Source organism: Oceanobacter sp. 3_MG-2023, from assembly GCF_030688925.1.
In the GTDB taxonomy this organism is placed as follows: Bacteria; Pseudomonadota; Gammaproteobacteria; order Pseudomonadales; family Oceanobacteraceae; genus Oceanobacter.
The window spans coordinates 168,815-184,116 of record NZ_JAUYVX010000004.1; the positions used below are offsets into that span (position 1 = coordinate 168,815).

General features: G+C 53.7%; 10 protein-coding genes. 6 read left to right on the top strand and 4 right to left on the bottom strand.

The features are described 5' to 3' along the window. The first annotated feature begins 30 nt into the window (after positions 1 to 30). From Q8W32_RS05405 to Q8W32_RS05425, 5 genes are all read left to right on the top strand, one after another. Entirely contained in the window at positions 31 to 750 is a 720-nt protein-coding gene (locus Q8W32_RS05405; RefSeq protein WP_303431896.1) for an AzlC family ABC transporter permease, read from the top strand. Beyond that, positions 740 to 1,051 carry an AzlD family protein gene (locus tag Q8W32_RS05410; RefSeq protein WP_305414035.1) on the top strand — a complete coding sequence of 104 codons (312 nt, stop codon included), beginning with the start codon at positions 740 to 742 and terminating at the stop codon, positions 1,049 to 1,051. The genes Q8W32_RS05405 and Q8W32_RS05410 overlap by 11 nt, the downstream gene beginning before the upstream one ends. 173 nt (positions 1,052 to 1,224) lie before the next feature. Then, complete coding sequence (gene dnaE / locus Q8W32_RS05415) at positions 1,225 to 4,725, top strand: DNA polymerase III subunit alpha (RefSeq protein ID WP_305414037.1); 3,501 nt, start codon at positions 1,225 to 1,227, stop codon at positions 4,723 to 4,725. Positions 4,726 to 4,766: 41 nt separating this feature from the next. Continuing rightward, on the top strand, positions 4,767 to 6,239 hold the full coding sequence (tilS, locus tag Q8W32_RS05420; RefSeq protein WP_305414039.1) for a tRNA lysidine(34) synthetase TilS: 1,473 nt from the start codon (positions 4,767 to 4,769) through the stop codon (positions 6,237 to 6,239). Positions 6,240 to 6,528: 289 nt separating this feature from the next. Further along, the gene (locus Q8W32_RS05425) at positions 6,529 to 7,155 is read left to right on the top strand and encodes a hypothetical protein (RefSeq protein WP_305414041.1); all 627 of its coding nucleotides are present in this window, start codon (positions 6,529 to 6,531) and stop codon (positions 7,153 to 7,155) included. A gap of 136 nt (positions 7,156 to 7,291) precedes the next feature. Here the strand turns inward: Q8W32_RS05425 and nhaD are convergent, their stop codons facing one another. Further along, positions 7,292 to 8,554: a sodium:proton antiporter NhaD gene (gene nhaD / locus Q8W32_RS05430; protein ID WP_303431901.1), complete on the bottom strand. Its 1,263-nt coding sequence runs from the start codon at positions 8,552 to 8,554 to the stop codon at positions 7,292 to 7,294. Positions 8,555 to 8,861: 307 nt separating this feature from the next. Then, complete coding sequence (locus tag Q8W32_RS05435) at positions 8,862 to 9,500, bottom strand: cyclic nucleotide-binding domain-containing protein (protein WP_303431902.1); 639 nt, start codon at positions 9,498 to 9,500, stop codon at positions 8,862 to 8,864. A 909-nt stretch (positions 9,501 to 10,409) separates the two neighbouring features. Here Q8W32_RS05435 and Q8W32_RS05440 point away from each other — a divergent pair. Next, positions 10,410 to 10,856: a hypothetical protein gene (locus Q8W32_RS05440; protein WP_303432313.1), complete on the top strand. Its 447-nt coding sequence runs from the start codon at positions 10,410 to 10,412 to the stop codon at positions 10,854 to 10,856. Between the two features lie 174 nt (positions 10,857 to 11,030). On the opposite strand, the gene Q8W32_RS05445 is transcribed toward Q8W32_RS05440, so the two are convergent. Next, the gene (locus Q8W32_RS05445) at positions 11,031 to 14,132 is read right to left on the bottom strand and encodes an efflux RND transporter permease subunit (RefSeq protein ID WP_305414045.1); all 3,102 of its coding nucleotides are present in this window, start codon (positions 14,130 to 14,132) and stop codon (positions 11,031 to 11,033) included. Position 14,133: 1 nt separating this feature from the next. Then, positions 14,134 to 15,207 (bottom strand): efflux RND transporter periplasmic adaptor subunit, encoded by a 1,074-nt coding sequence (locus Q8W32_RS05450; protein ID WP_305414047.1) that lies wholly within the window; start codon positions 15,205 to 15,207, stop codon positions 14,134 to 14,136. Positions 15,208 to 15,302: the final 95 nt, after the last annotated feature.

Here is a 15,302-nt window from a genome sequence, read left to right on the forward strand (position 1 = left end):
GATAACCCTGTGCCGCAAGAGGATTAGATAATGACCCATCGTCATACCGAATTACACCATGTCAGCAGACCGCTGGTCTGGTCTGGCTTCAAGCAACTGGCACCGATTTCTGTGCTGGTCACTGCCTTTGGCGTGGCTTTTGGCCTGGCTGCGGCACAGACCGGCCTGCATGACTCAACCATTATGATGATGAGTGCCCTGGTGTTTGCCGGAGCCGCCCAGTTTGCAGCGTTGGAATTGTGGGGCGCACAGATACCGCTGCTGACGATGATCATCACCGTATTTGCCATTAATGCCCGGCATTTGTTGATGGGAGCAACCCTGTATCCCTGGTTACGGCACCAGCCTCCGTTAAAACGTTACGGCATGATGCTGGTGGCCTCCGATGCCAATTGGGCCATGTCGATGCAGGAGTTCAGTCGCGGCAAACCCGGTCTGGGCCTGCTGTTTGGGGGAGGGATTGCCCTGTGGCTCTTTTGGGTACTGGGTACCTGGCTGGGGATGCATTTTGGTAATGCCATTAATGATCCCAAGAGTTTTGGGCTGGATATGGTGATGGGGTGTTTTTTCCTTGCCCTGATTGTGGGTGGTGAAAAAGATGTGCGCATGTTGTTTATCTGGGTGGTGGCTGCGGCTTCATCATCGCTGGCATATTGGTACTTACCCGATAACAGCCATGTGATTGTTGGTGCCCTGGCAGGCGGCATCGTGGGTACTGTTTGGGGTGGAGAGCAAGATAGTGGACATTGAAACCGCCGGAGGCGGGGCCTTGCTGGTGGTGCTGGTGATGGCGCTGGTGACATTGGCCACTCGCTGGGGTGGCGTTTATGTAATGGCGTTTGTACCCATCAATTACCGGGTCAAACAATTTATTCAGGCCATGTCTGGTTCTGTGCTGGTCGCCTTGCTGACGCCGATGGTGATTAACGGTGATAGTGGTGCCCGGCTGGCCTTGATAACCACCGCAGGCGTTATGCTGCTGGTCAAAAAACCGTTACCGGCGATTGTCAGTGGCGTCACGGTAGCCGCCTTGAGTCGCTATCTTGTCTGAGGAGTGGGTCCTGTCCGGGTAGCCTTGTCCTGTTCGTAAGCAAGGCTGAGCAGGAATCCCGCCCACTGCAGCATCCGATGGTGTGATCTGCGGTAAACTCCCTGCCCGTGTTTGATTATCCATTATCACGACGCACTACTGCGCATCATTACGTATTACTACAGGCCTTTGTTATGTCGTCTCCTGCTGCTTTTGTTCACCTGCGTGTTCATTCTGAATATTCTCTCTACGACAGTACAGTGCGGGTGAAAAAGCTGATTGGTGCCACCGTGGCGGCTGATATGCCTGCTGTGGCCCTGACCGATCAGAGCAATATGTATGCGCTGGTGAAGTTCTACAAAGGCTGTCTGGGTCAAGGTATCAAGCCGATTCTGGGAGCTGATTTATGGCTTGAGAACCCGGAAGACAGCTATGCGCCGTTTCGGGTAACGGCATTGTGTATGACTCCGGCGGGGTATCTTGGTCTGCGTGAGCTGATTTCCCAGGCCTACCTGAACCAGTATCACGACAAGGCGGTGGTCAAGCGGGAATGGCTGATCGAAAAAAACGACGGCCTGATCCTGTTGTCCGGTGCTCGGGAAGGCGATATTGGCCAGCGGGTATTAAAAGGCAAACTGGAAGATGCCGAGGCACTGGCGCTGGAATATCAGCGGGTTTTTGGTGATCGTTTTTATCTCGAGATCCAGCGTACCGGCCGTACTGGTGACGAAGCGCTGGTGAAAGCCAGCCTGGTACTGGCGGGCAAATTGCGGTTGCCGGTGGTGGCCACCAACGATGTGCGGTTTATTTACGCCGACGATTACGAAGCGCATGAAACCCGGGTCTCGATTGGCCAGGGTTATGCGCTGGATGACAAGCGCCGGCCCCGGGAATACAGCAATCAGCAATATTTCCGTAGTGCTGAAGAAATGATCCAGTTGTTTCAGGATGCCCCGACGGCAATCCAGAACACCGTCGAAATTGCCAAGCGTTGTTCGGTTGAAGTCCTGCTGGGCAAATATTTCCTGCCGGATTACCCGATCCCCGAAGGTATGAGTGAAGCGGATTTTTTCCGCAAGATATCCGAAGTGGGTCTGGAAGAACGTCTGGAGGTGATTCTGGCCGGTATTCCGAAAGACTCCGAAGAATACCGTGAGAAGCGCAAACCCTATGATGAACGGCTGATCTTCGAGCTGGATATTATTATCCAGATGGGATTCCCCGGTTACTTCCTGATCGTGATGGACTTTATTCAGTGGGCCAAACAGCACGATATTCCCGTCGGGCCTGGCCGGGGTTCCGGTGCCGGTTCGCTGGTGGCCTATGCCCAGAAAATTACCGACCTTGACCCACTGGAATACGACCTGCTGTTCGAACGCTTCCTGAACCCGGAGCGGGTATCGATGCCCGACTTCGATATCGACTTCTGTATGGAAGACCGCGAAAAAGTGATCGCCTACGTGGCAGACACTTACGGCCGTCAGGCGGTTTCCCAGATCGTTACCTTCGGCACCATGGCTGCCCGTGCGGTGGTACGTGACGTTGCCCGCGCCCAGGGCAAGCCATTTGGTCTGGCCGATCGCTTGTCGAAGCTGATTCCGGGTGATCCTGGTATGACGCTGGAAAAAGCCCTCGATGCCGAAGCCCCGCTAAAAGAATTTCTGGAAGAAGACGAAGAAGCCCAGGAAATCTGGGAAATGGCGCTCAAGCTCGAAGGTATCGCCCGCCAGACCGGTAAACACGCTGGTGGTGTGGTGATCGCGCCGACCAAACTGACCGACTTTTCCGCCACCGCCTGTGAGCCGGACGGCAGTGGTCTGGTGACCCAGTTCGACAAGAATGACGTTGAAGAAGCCGGCCTGGTGAAATTCGACTTTTTGGGTTTGCGTACCCTGACCATTATCGATTGGGCGCTGAAAACCATTAACAGCAAGCGCGCCAAGGAAAATCTGCCCCCGGTCGAGATTGAGCATATTCCGCTTGATGATGAAGCGTCGTACACCCTGCTTAAAAAAGCCCAGACCACTGCGGTGTTCCAGCTCGAATCCCGAGGCATGAAAGACCTGATCCGCCGCCTGCAGCCTGACAACATTGAAGACATGATCGCCCTGGTGGCACTGTTTCGCCCCGGCCCGCTGGAATCCGGCATGGTGGACGACTTTATCAACCGGAAACACGGCCGTGCCAAGGTGGCATATCCGCACCCGGATTTTGAACACGAAAGCCTGAAAGAAGTCCTCGAACCCACCTACGGCGTTATTGTTTATCAGGAACAGGTGATGCAAATCGCCCAGGTACTGGCCGGCTACACCCTCGGTGGCGCGGATATGCTGCGACGGGCAATGGGTAAGAAAAAACCGGAAGAAATGGCCAAGCAGCGGGATATTTTCCGCAGCGGTGCCATTGATACCGGAGTCGATCCTGATCTGGCGATGAAAATTTTTGACCTGGTGGAGAAGTTTGCCGGTTACGGTTTTAACAAATCCCACTCGGCCGCCTATGCTGTGGTGTCGTACCAGACACTGTGGCTGAAACAGCATTATCCGGCACCTTTTATGGCGGCGGTATTAACCTCCGACATGCAGAACACCGACAAGGTCGTGATCTTCTTTGAAGAGTGTCGGGAAATGGGGCTGGAGCTGGTCTTGCCCGATGTGAACCAGTCGCACTTCGGTTTTACCGTCAATGATGACGGTGCGATTGTATACGGATTGGGAGCCGTGAAAGGCGTAGGTGAAGGGCCGATTGAGGCCATTATTGCCGCCCGCGAAGCCGGTCAACCCTTCCAGGACCTGTTTGATTTTTGTCAGCGTGTAGACGGAAAAAAACTCAACAAACGAGTACTCGAAGCCCTGGTTCGTTGTGGTGCATTTGATGCCCTGCCGGTTGCTGCCCCCCGGGCAGTGCTGATGGCCAGTATCGAGGACGCGATGAAAAGCGCCGGCCAGACTGCTGCCAACGAAGCCGCCGGCATGATGGATCTGTTTGGTGAGGTACAGGCCGAAGAAGCGGTGGGTGCCGATCCGTACGAACGTTTCCGCAAGCTGCGAGACTGGACGCTAAAAGAACGTCTGCAAGGTGAAAAAGATACCCTTGGCCTGTTTGTAACAGGACACCCGTTCGATGAATACGAAGCGGAAGTGCGGCAGCTGGCTCCTGCCAAACTGGCCAACCTGCAAGACAGCAAAAAACCGCAGAAACTGGCCGGGTTGGTGGTGGATATGCGTTTGATGAAAAACAAGCGCGGTGAAAACATGTGTTTTGTCACCCTGGATGATCGCTCTGGCCGGATGGAAGTGGCGCTGTTTTCAGATGTTTATGAACAGGTACGGGAAGTGGTTGCCAAAGACAAGGTGCTGATTGTGGAAGCCCAGATCAGCAACGACTCGTATTCTGGTGGTTTGAAAGCCATTGGTCGTTCCGCCATGGAAATCACCCAGGCCCGTTTGAATTTCGCCCAATCAATCCGTATTCACATGAATGGTGAACAACTGGATGATACCTTTTGCCGGTCACTTGGGCAGTTATTACAGCCGTTGGAAGGAGGCTGCCCGGTGGTGCTGGACTATCGTAACGAGACCGCCCGTTGTGACATTCGCCTCGGCGAAGAATGGCGGGTTAACCCAACCGATGAACAGTTGCTGCAACTACGCTATGAATTTGGTGAGCAAGCGGTCGAACTGGTGTTCGGCTAGCCTGATGTCGACAGCAGCACGATGACGGGGAGAGCGTAGTGATGGCAAGCACCCCTGAGGCGGAGTCCGGGTTACTGGCAACGTCACTGGCAGAAATTCTGGCCCGGCGGATAACGCCAGCCGGTCGGATCTGGGTTGGATTCAGTGGTGGTATGGATTCATGTGTGTTGCTGCATTTGCTGGCGCATTGGTGGCAACAGCAAGGTGGCGCTTCGTTATGCGCCGGATTACACGCCATCCATGTTCACCACGGCTTGATGGCCGAAGCCGATGAGTGGGTCGATTTTTGCCAGCAACAGTGTCAGCAACTGGGAATACCACTGGTGGTTGAACGGGTCACGTTAGGAGGTCGTCAAGACGGCCTTGAACAGGCGGCCCGGCAAGCGCGTTACGAGGTTTTTCAGCATTATTGCCAGGAGCACGACTGGCTGCTGTTAGGGCACCATGCTGACGATCAGGTCGAAACCCTGTTCAGCCGCCTGACCCGGGGCAGTGGCTTGGGCGGCTTGGGGATGCCTCAAGTGCGTTATTTGTCGTCAGACGGCAAAGGCCATGCTCCCCGGTTGTTACGGCCGTTACTGGCTTGCTCCCGGCAACAATTGCGTCAGTACGCCCAGACACACCAACTCAACTGGATAGAAGACCCCTCCAATCAGGATACCCGGCTGGAACGGAACTGGTGGCGGCAACATCTGTTACCGCAATTGTCGCAGCGGTTTCCTGGCCGTGAGCACTCACTCAAGCGTACGGTACGGCGTCTGGCAGCGGATAAATCCGCCTTTGACCATCTGTTGGCACCGGTGCTGGCGCAATGTGTGGCTGCCGATCAATGGCCCGCCAGTGTCGGCCCCTGTCTGGATATTCAGGCCTGGCAAGGGCAAGCGGCGGTATTACACGAGCCATTACTGTTTGCCTGGTTACAGCAAGCCGGTGTTGATGTCGTCAGTGAAGCCCGGCTGGGTGCGCTGGTCAAACAGGCGTTATATGCCGCGGCCGATGCACAGGTGCTGATAGAACTGGGAGATGTGCAGGTGCGGCGCTTCCGGGGACGTTTGCATCTGGTACAGGCTGAGCGTGACTGGCCCATAACCCCGGCCACTACCCTGGTATTAACCGATCCGGGTGTGCCGGTGACGACCACCCACTTGTTGTTCTGGTCGGTTGGTGAGCTGGTGCTGGCAGAGGCCAATCGTGCTACACCTGCGGGCATTATCAGGCCAGGGGAGTATCAGTTGACGAATCTGTTACAGATTCAGGCATCGTTTCAGGCGCATACTCAGAGGTCGAACACGCCAAGATTACGACCACCAGGGCGTCCTTCCAAATCATTGAAACAACTCTGGCAAGAAGCCGGTATTCCCCCTTGGTTACGGCCGCATTGGCCGCTGTTACAGCAGCAGAAAACGCTGGTGGCGGTGGTGGGAGTTGCCTGCGACCAGGCAGTGGCAGCAGACGCTGACCAGGGTGGCTGTACGCTGCTATGGCAGTCTGGAGTGCTGTGCTCCGGCGACTAGCGGCGGAACCGGTGGTTATTTCCAGACTCTACCCCTTAACGTCGTTCGACGGTCTGCCCGATGACCTGCTGGCCAGAGAGCCGGTTGGGTTGACGTGTAGCGTCAAGTCAGCGGACGGATCGCTGGCAGCCAACATAGACAGAAACAACGAGGATACATGCAACAAGGTCTGACCACAGGATTGGTGATATTGATCACAGGTGTAGCGGTCGCAGGATATTGGCAGGTTAGGGAGCCACATTGGCCGACATTTTTCCCTGAAATACGTGAGCACTTGGGAATAAATTCGGTGGAGCCGTCGTTATCTCTGACTGGCCAACAGATACCTGCTATTCAGGCCGGTGCAGATGAGGCCGGTGTGGGTGCGACTGCAACCTTGCCTTCGGCAGCGATAGCGGGCACTGACCCGCTGACCGAGTCTGATTCGTCCGCGAATACGGATCAGGGACATGACCAGACCGGCGCGAGCCAGTCAGCGGATCATAACGCCATCAAGGCGGTGTCCTCCGCAGCAGCAGACCCGAAGCAGCAGGAAACCACCTCAAAACCATCGCCGGTACAGTCCAGGGAACCGTCTCTGGAACAACCAAAGAACAAGAATACCGTTGTCAAAATCCAGGAAAATGTGGCGGAGTGGCAACCACCGACCGAGCAGCAACAAGCGCTGGAAGAGGATATGCTGCAGTCAGAAAACCCGCCATTAAACCTGCGATTACCCGATAGCCTTGAACAAGAGCCGTACAATTTCAGTACCAACCCGGCGCTGCTGCCCAATGTATTTAATACACAGCAACCTGCATCGGTGCTGGATATGTCGGGCAAACTGTACTGGGATGAGTCGGAAGAGGCGGAGACCAAACCAATGCGGGAAAATATTACCGGCGCTGAAGTTGAGCTACGTTTTCGTTTACCTTGAACGCTACCCGCCAATAACACGCTGGAGCAGACCAACAAGCTGGAGCAGGCAGAAGGAAATTGGCGATAGGCGATAGGCGAAAACACAGGGAGGCAAAGCCTCCCCGGCAAGCATAAATCCAGCGGTATCTACCGGCTCAGGAAATAGCCATTCCCAACCCCAATACGGCGATATAACCCACGCTATAAGCCAGCAGCAAGGCCAGGCTATAGCGCAGGTAAGTACCGAATGTCAGTGCTTCAATTTTGCTCATGGCGACAATCCCGGCCGCCGAACCAATGATCAGCAACGAACCACCCACACCCACGGCGTAAGTTAACGACAGCCATTCGGCCAGGTTCATGCTGACGTCGGCTTTCAGCAAGGCGGCGGTTAATGGCACGTTATCAATCAAGGATGACAACAACCCCATCAGGTAGTTGGCCGACCAGGCGGGCAGGTGCTCGTACAGCTTGACGAAGGTGTCGAGGGCGTGGATCTCTTTCAACGCGCCGACCAGCAACAGAATGCCAAGGAAAAACAACAAGGTATCGAATTCGATCTGGCGAACGTAATCCAGAATCGGATCATTGACCGTATCTTCACCGTACAGATGCGCCACCAGAAACATCACTGCCAGGCCCGTCAGAAAGCTCAGTACCGGCGGAATATCAAACAGCACATTACCGGCAATGGTGGAGAGAATGGTAAACAGGAAAATAATCGCAATGGCGGAGTCGACCCTTTGCAGGACATGGGTCTTGTGCTGAATGATGGCAGTATCGGTGAGTGGAGCGGACAGTATGGTGGCGAGTAACAAAACAGCCAGCAGCGAGGGCATCGACAGCAACAGCAGGTTGGTGATCGAGACCTTGCCTTCAAGGAAAATCATCAGGGTGGTGACATCACCGGTAATCATGGCGACCCCGCCAGAGTTGACGGCGAATACCACCAGAGTGGCAAAACGCAGGGTTTTTGGGGTCGGCAGGTTCAGCGACAGAATCAGGGCGATGGAAATCAGGGTGGCGGTGATGTTATCGGCTAACGAAGAAAACACAAACGAGAACAGCCCAGTCAGAAATAACAATTTGCGTTCGGATATCTGGCTGGGCAGTACCTTGTAAATCAGGCTTTCGATCATGCCTTTTTTGTTCAGATACACCACAAAAGTCATGGCGGCCAACAAGAACAGCCAGAGGCTGGCGATTTCGCCAATATTTTCTTCCAGCCCATCAATCACACGCTGATGCTCGGCGGGATCAGGGTTGCTGCTACTGAATACAAACAGCAAGACCCAGGCAAGAGCGCCAAAGAAGAGCACCGATTGTGCTTTGTTGATATGGATGATTTCTTCGAGGACAACGGATAGCAGGCCAAGAACGGCCAAGCCTATCAGCAGGTATTGCAGTATATCTGTCATGCGGGCTCCGAATCGATGAAAGACTTCGTTCACCAGACATCACGGTAGCCGTATTGAGAGGGAAGAAGTATCCATCTCCAATAAAATAGTAAGGCGGCTATTCTAGAGCAGAAAACATTCGTGAAATAGTAGTTAATTAACGAACATTGCAATACTTTGGTGTTGATAATCGTACGAAAATCAAGCCTTCAGGCGTACAAAGTCGTCATTTTTGAGGGGCTGCGGGGTAAGATGGCGAGAAAGTGTCGTGCGGGCGGGTGTCAGTCTGTGGAAACAACATCCAAGTCATTTCCTCTTGGGCGCGGGCTTAAGTAGCCGGGGTTGTATCGGCCGGAGTGGCATTCCAGTCGCATAACAATTCCGCCAGTACATGGGCCTGTACATGCAGAGCTTCCAGTTCTTCCGGTGTATCTCGTGAGCCAGAGAACAGCGGGATGGTACGCAGCCGGGATACCAGCGGGTGGGATGGATTGGCAAAACGGTTTTTCTCGATGTTCCAGCGGATATTCGCCGTGAGCATGCGGAAAAAACTCAGCTTGGTGGCGAGGGAAAACGTCGAGAAATCGGTAATATCACGAAAATGCTCATAGTCGACACCGGCGAGGATGGCATTGCGGGTTTTAACACGTAACGACGCCGAACGACGATCATCGAGCACCATGGCCATTACGCCAAGCAATTCTCCTGCGCTGATAATATTGATGGTCTCGCTGTTGTCATCTGCCATCACTTCCAGCTCGCCACGCAAGAGAAAATAAAGAATATTGGCAGGGGCATCCTTGTGCAGAATGAGTTCTCCCTGTTCGGCAAAACCGAATTGGGTCTGAGACATCAGCAGTTCGAATTGCGTTTGATCGGTACTGATCAGTTCTTTGTAAAAAGTCACACCAGCCAGAAGACGATGAAGGGTATCCGGCGGGCAATCCTCACGAGTGATACGTCGCATAGATTTTCCAGCAATAATAAGGGTTAGAATTGGGCGACTATAGCACGGCAGATTATGTCCGCTATTGCATAGATCAACAGGAATCCGACTTTCATTTTTTTGAAAAGAAAAAATCCAGCCACGATTCACTGCTAAAAAATGATTATTTAACAAATAGTTAGATAAATTTTCTACTACTCTGTGAAATAGCCAAACGAATAATGCTGCCCTGTAGGGGGCATCTATTTAATCCGGTGCTCACTCTGGGCTACCGGATGGTTTCGAATCACGAAGCCGACTTGCAGGCCTGACGGGTCAAGTCAAAAGTCGGCGACACCGAGTCGAGATCATCCGGCAGCCCCCGAAGGGCGCGGGTTGCCGCCGTCCAGTGCGGTGTTGACGAATTTGAAAAGGACTCGTCATTTCGCTGCATTCGTCGCCTTGCCCTGAACAACGGCAACACTCGCGCAGAGCCGTGCAGGATTAAATCGATGTCCCCTTAACTCCAGCCAAGCCTCATCAACATAAAGAACAACATCGGTATCAAGATAGCCTCTGACTTACTTTCCGTATTATTGCAATGGACTATTTGGTCTACTAATGGCTTTTTTATACCAGATTGTCATCTTTGTAAGAATATAGTTCATTGATATTACAGGATAGTCATGTGTTGGACGGACTTTGGCTATTCATTCAAACGGCAATTGATTTAACCTCACGCCACCTTCAATACGTTGATTTTCAGTCCTGAGGGGGGGCTTGCCAGAGTGGTGCGTCAGCACAGCAAGTTATCTGAATACAGCGTGCTGATGGCGAAGAGCGAGGAATGCTCTTGCAGGAAATTCACGTATCTGAAGTACGTAGTAGGACGTCTGCCAGAACAGAGATTCTGTCGCTGAAAGGGATAGTAGACAACTCAGGAGAGACTATATGAATATTGCAGTAATGGATTCACCAGCGGAAAAAGCATTGTTTGCGCTGGCATTAAAATACGAGGTGATTACCGGCAAGCAAGTAAAGTGGCGAAAAGATACCGAAGCCGCTTTTCAGATGGTAATGGAATCCTTATCGAGTAGCCGGAGTGAATTGTTTCAGGCTGCGGTTACTTTTCTGGAAGCCCAGCCACTGGCCGGGCGCAAGGCCTTCTTGCGCTTGCAGCAAGAAACGGTGCCTGATGGATTTGAGGCCCGCATAGAAATGTATCGCGGGGTCGCCTTTCGACAACTTCGATCGATTGGACTGGAGCAACCTACTGGAGACCAGACGGTTGTGCAACGGACCTACCGGGGAGTGGCTTACGAAGAGCCGGTAACCTCCCAGAAGAGTGAGCCGGATAGCCGGACGGGCAAGCGTTTTTACCGGGGACAGCGTTATTAACCCTGGTGAATCAATGACCTGCCCTTGTACAGGCTAACAACCTGGACATAAAAAAACCGCGTTCACAGCAACGCGGTTTTTTTATTTCACCATGATCGATTGCCGCATGGCGGGCAGCGTATCGGCATACTCTCGATAGATTGCCAATACGCTCGCTCTGCACTTTAGCCTGGATTAGTCCGGAATCTTGACCCGGTGAGCATAGCTGTACAATACCGGCACAACTCCCAGAGTCAGGATGGTGGCAAAACCAAGGCCAAAAGCAATCACCACGGCCATGCTGTTGAAAAAAGGATCGGTCAGTAGCGGTACCATACCCAGAATCGTGGTCAGGGCCGCCATGGTCACGGGTCGTAAGCGACTGACCGACGCATCAAAGATGGCGTCATAACCTTGCTTGCCGTTGCGGTTTTCCAATTGGATCTGATCAACCAGCACAATGCCGTTTTTGACGATCATGCCCGACAGACTGAGGAAGCCGATCAATGACAGAAAGCCAAACTCAGCGCCGAGCAACAACATACCGGCGGTAACGCCAATAATGGCCAGTGGTACACAGGCCCAGATCACCAGAGCTGCCCGCAACTCATTAAACAGCAGTACTGTGATAATAAACATCACCAGATAGCCCATCGGCAGTGAAGCGAATACGTTGGCCCGGGCATCGTTGGACGATTCATATTCACCCCCCCATTCCAATTGGTAGCCCGGTGGCAACGGAATGGCCTCGAGTTCTGGCCGCACTTGTAAAAACAGCTCGTTAGCGGTCAGCCCAGAGGTAAACGAAGGGTCGGCCAGTACTTCGATGGTTCGTTTGCGGTCGCGACGCAAAATCAGCGGATCTTCAAAAATAACATCAAAGCGGTCAACCACTTGCTGAACCGGGATATAGCGGCTGAATACCGGGCTCCATATTTGCAAATCCATCAAATTATTGATGTTCAGGCGTTCCTGCTCCGGTGGTCGCAAGACAATGGGTTTGAGTTGGGTGCTTTCCCGGTAGATACCCACCTGCTTGCCGGAGAAGCTTAGCTGCAGCAGGTCATCCAGATTCTGTCTGGAAATACCGGCTCGTCGAGCGGCATCCTCTTGCAGATGAGGGCGAATCACCTTGACCCGCTCACGCCAGGTATGGCGAATATTGTCGGTAGCCGGGTGATCCCGCAGTCGTTGTTCCGCCTGTTCAGCCAAGCGTCTCAGCTCGGTTTGATCCGGGCCAGAAAAGCGGGCTTCGATTTTGGCCGGTGTACCAGGGCTGAACTCCAGTCGCTTGAACTTGATAAAAGCGTCCGGCATGGCGGTGTCGGTAAACGTCTCGGCAGCCGTGATCAGAGCCGGGATCTGGTCCCGGTGTTCGGTACGTACCAGTACCTGGGCGAAGGCGGCGTATTCTTTCTCGACATCATACGTCAGCATAAACCGGACCTCACCACGGCCCACGGTAGACGAGGTGAATTCAACCCCTGGTTGTTGCAACAACCATTGTTCCAGCTGACGTGCCTGTTGTTGGGTTGCAAGAATATCACTGCCTTCCGGCAGCCAGATATCAACCAGAAAAATCGGCGTATTGGATGGCGGGAAAAACGCCTGTTTGACCTGTCCGAAACCGAGTACCGCCACTACCATCATCATCACCATCAGGATGGTGGACAGGGCGCGATACTTCAGCATGGTTTTCAGGATCGCACGATACCCGGTGTACAAGGCACCCTGATAAGGCGTGGTGTTATCGGCGTCACGGTTGTCCGCAGTGCGGTGGGGAGCAGCACTGGACTCACGAAATAACAGGTTGCACAGAAACGGCGTCAGCGTCAGTGCGGTGACCCAGCTGAGTAGTAGCGAGATCATCAGCACATAAAACAGCGAGCCGATAAACTCGCCAATGGAATCCGGCGACAGGCCGATCGGGGCAAACGCGGTGATCGCAATCAATGTGGCTCCAAGCAATGGCCACTGGGTTTGTTTGACAATATCGAAGGCAGCCCGAATCCGGCTCTGACCCCGTTGTAAGCCGACCATAATGCCTTCGGTAATCACCAGAGCATTATCCACCAGCATGCCCAGTGCAATAATCAGAGCGCCCAATGACACCCGGTGCAGGTCGATGCCAAGGCTTTTCATGATAATAAAGGTACCGAGGATGGTCAGCAGCAGAATGGCTCCGATGATCAGGCCGGCCCTGACGCCCATGAACAGCAGTAGCACCGCGATCACGATCGCGATGGACAAGACCAGGTTAAGGACAAAGTTCTGCGACGAGGCATCCACCTCGGCGGGTTGATCGTAAATCGTATTCAGTGACATACCGAGTGGGCGGTTGGCATCCAGCTCTGCCAGTTTGGCCCGCACGCGTTCGCCGACTTCGATTACATTGACGTTGTCGGTAAACGCAATACCCAGACGTAAGGATGGCGCACCCCGGTAATTCTCCAGGTGTGTTGGGTTCTCCGTGACACCGGTACTGATATGGGCAATGTCTTTCAGATAAATCAGCTTGTCGGACCCCGGTGTACTGATCAACAGCTCGCTCAGTTCTTCCACGCTCTGGAATTCGCCAGTCGGATGGATACGAATATACTCACTGCCGACCCGGATATGCCCGGCATTGCTGACGCTGTTCTGGGTTTGTAGCAGCTGGTACAAGCGTGACAGGGGGATGCCAAGGTTGGTCATTTGTTCGTGGGAGATATCAATAAAGACCTGCTGCTGCTGATCACCGGCAATATCGATATTCGAGACGCCATCCAGTGTGATCAGCTCGCGCTTGAGATATTCGGCATAGTCGAACAGCTCACTGTAGCCAAACCCCTCACCGGTCAACGCCAGCAATACGCCGAAAACGTCACCAAAGTTATCCAGCACGATCGGAGCGACGGACCCCGGCGGCAAGGCACTGGCCTTGTCGTTGACCTTGCGGCGTAATTCATCCCAGATCTGTGGCAGAGTGTCCCCCGGATATTCCGATTTGACCTCCAGATGAATTTGCGACAGACCGGCTCTGGAAATGGAATCCACATGCTTGATGTAGGGGAGTGACTGGATAGTGTCTTCGAGACGGGCGGTCACTTCTTCTTCGACTTGCAGCGGGCTGGCACCGGGGTAATAGGTATAAACCATCGCTTCTTTGATAACGAAGGTCGGGTCTTCCAGTCGGCCAAGGCCAAGGTAGCTGATCAGGCCTCCCACCAGCAGAATCAGTATCATCATCCAGCTGGTGGTGGTGTGCTGGATAAAATAGGTAGCGGCATTCAGAGGCGCAGTATTTGGCTGTGACATATCAGAGGCCTCGTTCCTGCACCCATGGCCGAATGGTCATACCGGCCTGGGCCTGATGAACACCTGCAGCGAGAATACGGTCACCCGCTTGCAGACCGGCGACAATTTCCAGTCCGGCTTGGGTCAAACGGCCGGTTTCTACCGCTTGGGCAACCAGGGTATTGTGCTCATCCAGCTTCCAGACCGTGCCTTGCTTGCTGCCGTCTGCCTGATTGGATTGCTGGAATATGGCAGAGGAAGGAATCAACACATTGCCGGTATCTACCGCAAGAATCTGGTTGAGGTCGGCGTAGACACTGGCCGACATCCCCGGCAGCGGGTTCAGGTCGGCGGGCTTGGGCAGGGTGACCAGCAAGCGGTAACTGCCGGTGGCCGGGTCGGCCTGGGTATTATGTTCCTTGTAAGTGGCTTTGAAGCGCTTTCCTGGCAATGCATCAAACACCACGTCTGGCTGGTAGCTACTGCCAGAGCGACTGATCTGAATCATCAATTGTTCTGGTACCTGGATGCTGACCACCAGCTGACCGCGGGCCTGCAGTTTCAGTAATGGCGTACCAGCGGCCACGGATTGATGATTATCGACATAAACTTCAGCAACCACGCCACTAAAAGGCGCTTTCAGCGTCGTATAGTTCATATTGCTGCGAGCACTGCCCAGCGCGGCCTTGCTGATGGCCAGATCGGCTCTTGCCTGGTCGTATTGCGCTTTGGATACCTGGTTTTTCTGGAACAGGTTTTCGATCCGCTGGAATTGTGAGCTGGCAAGCTCAAAGCGAGCCTGACGCTCGTCCAGCTGGAGCTGGTAATCCGTCGGATCGAGTCGTGCCAGTATGTCCCCCATCTTGACCTGCTTGCCGGCCAAGGCAGGAAGAGTCTGTAATTCACCGGGTACCCGAAAGGCGAGGGATACTTCTTCGGAGGCTTCAACCTTGCCAGGAAAACGGCGTAACAGCGCATCTTGACTGCTGACAACTTCATATATCTTGCCCGGTCGAGCGGTAGGTTCCGCTGGCGTGTGACGGCTGTTGTCCGCTTCGGAGCAGGCGGCTAACAGGCTGAACAACGAGAGGCACAAAAGGATGCCTGCGAATCGGCGAGCCCCTGATGACGAGAGTGAGCGATTGGCTGGAGTTGTCATTGCATACCTTTCAATAAAAATGGAAACGACCT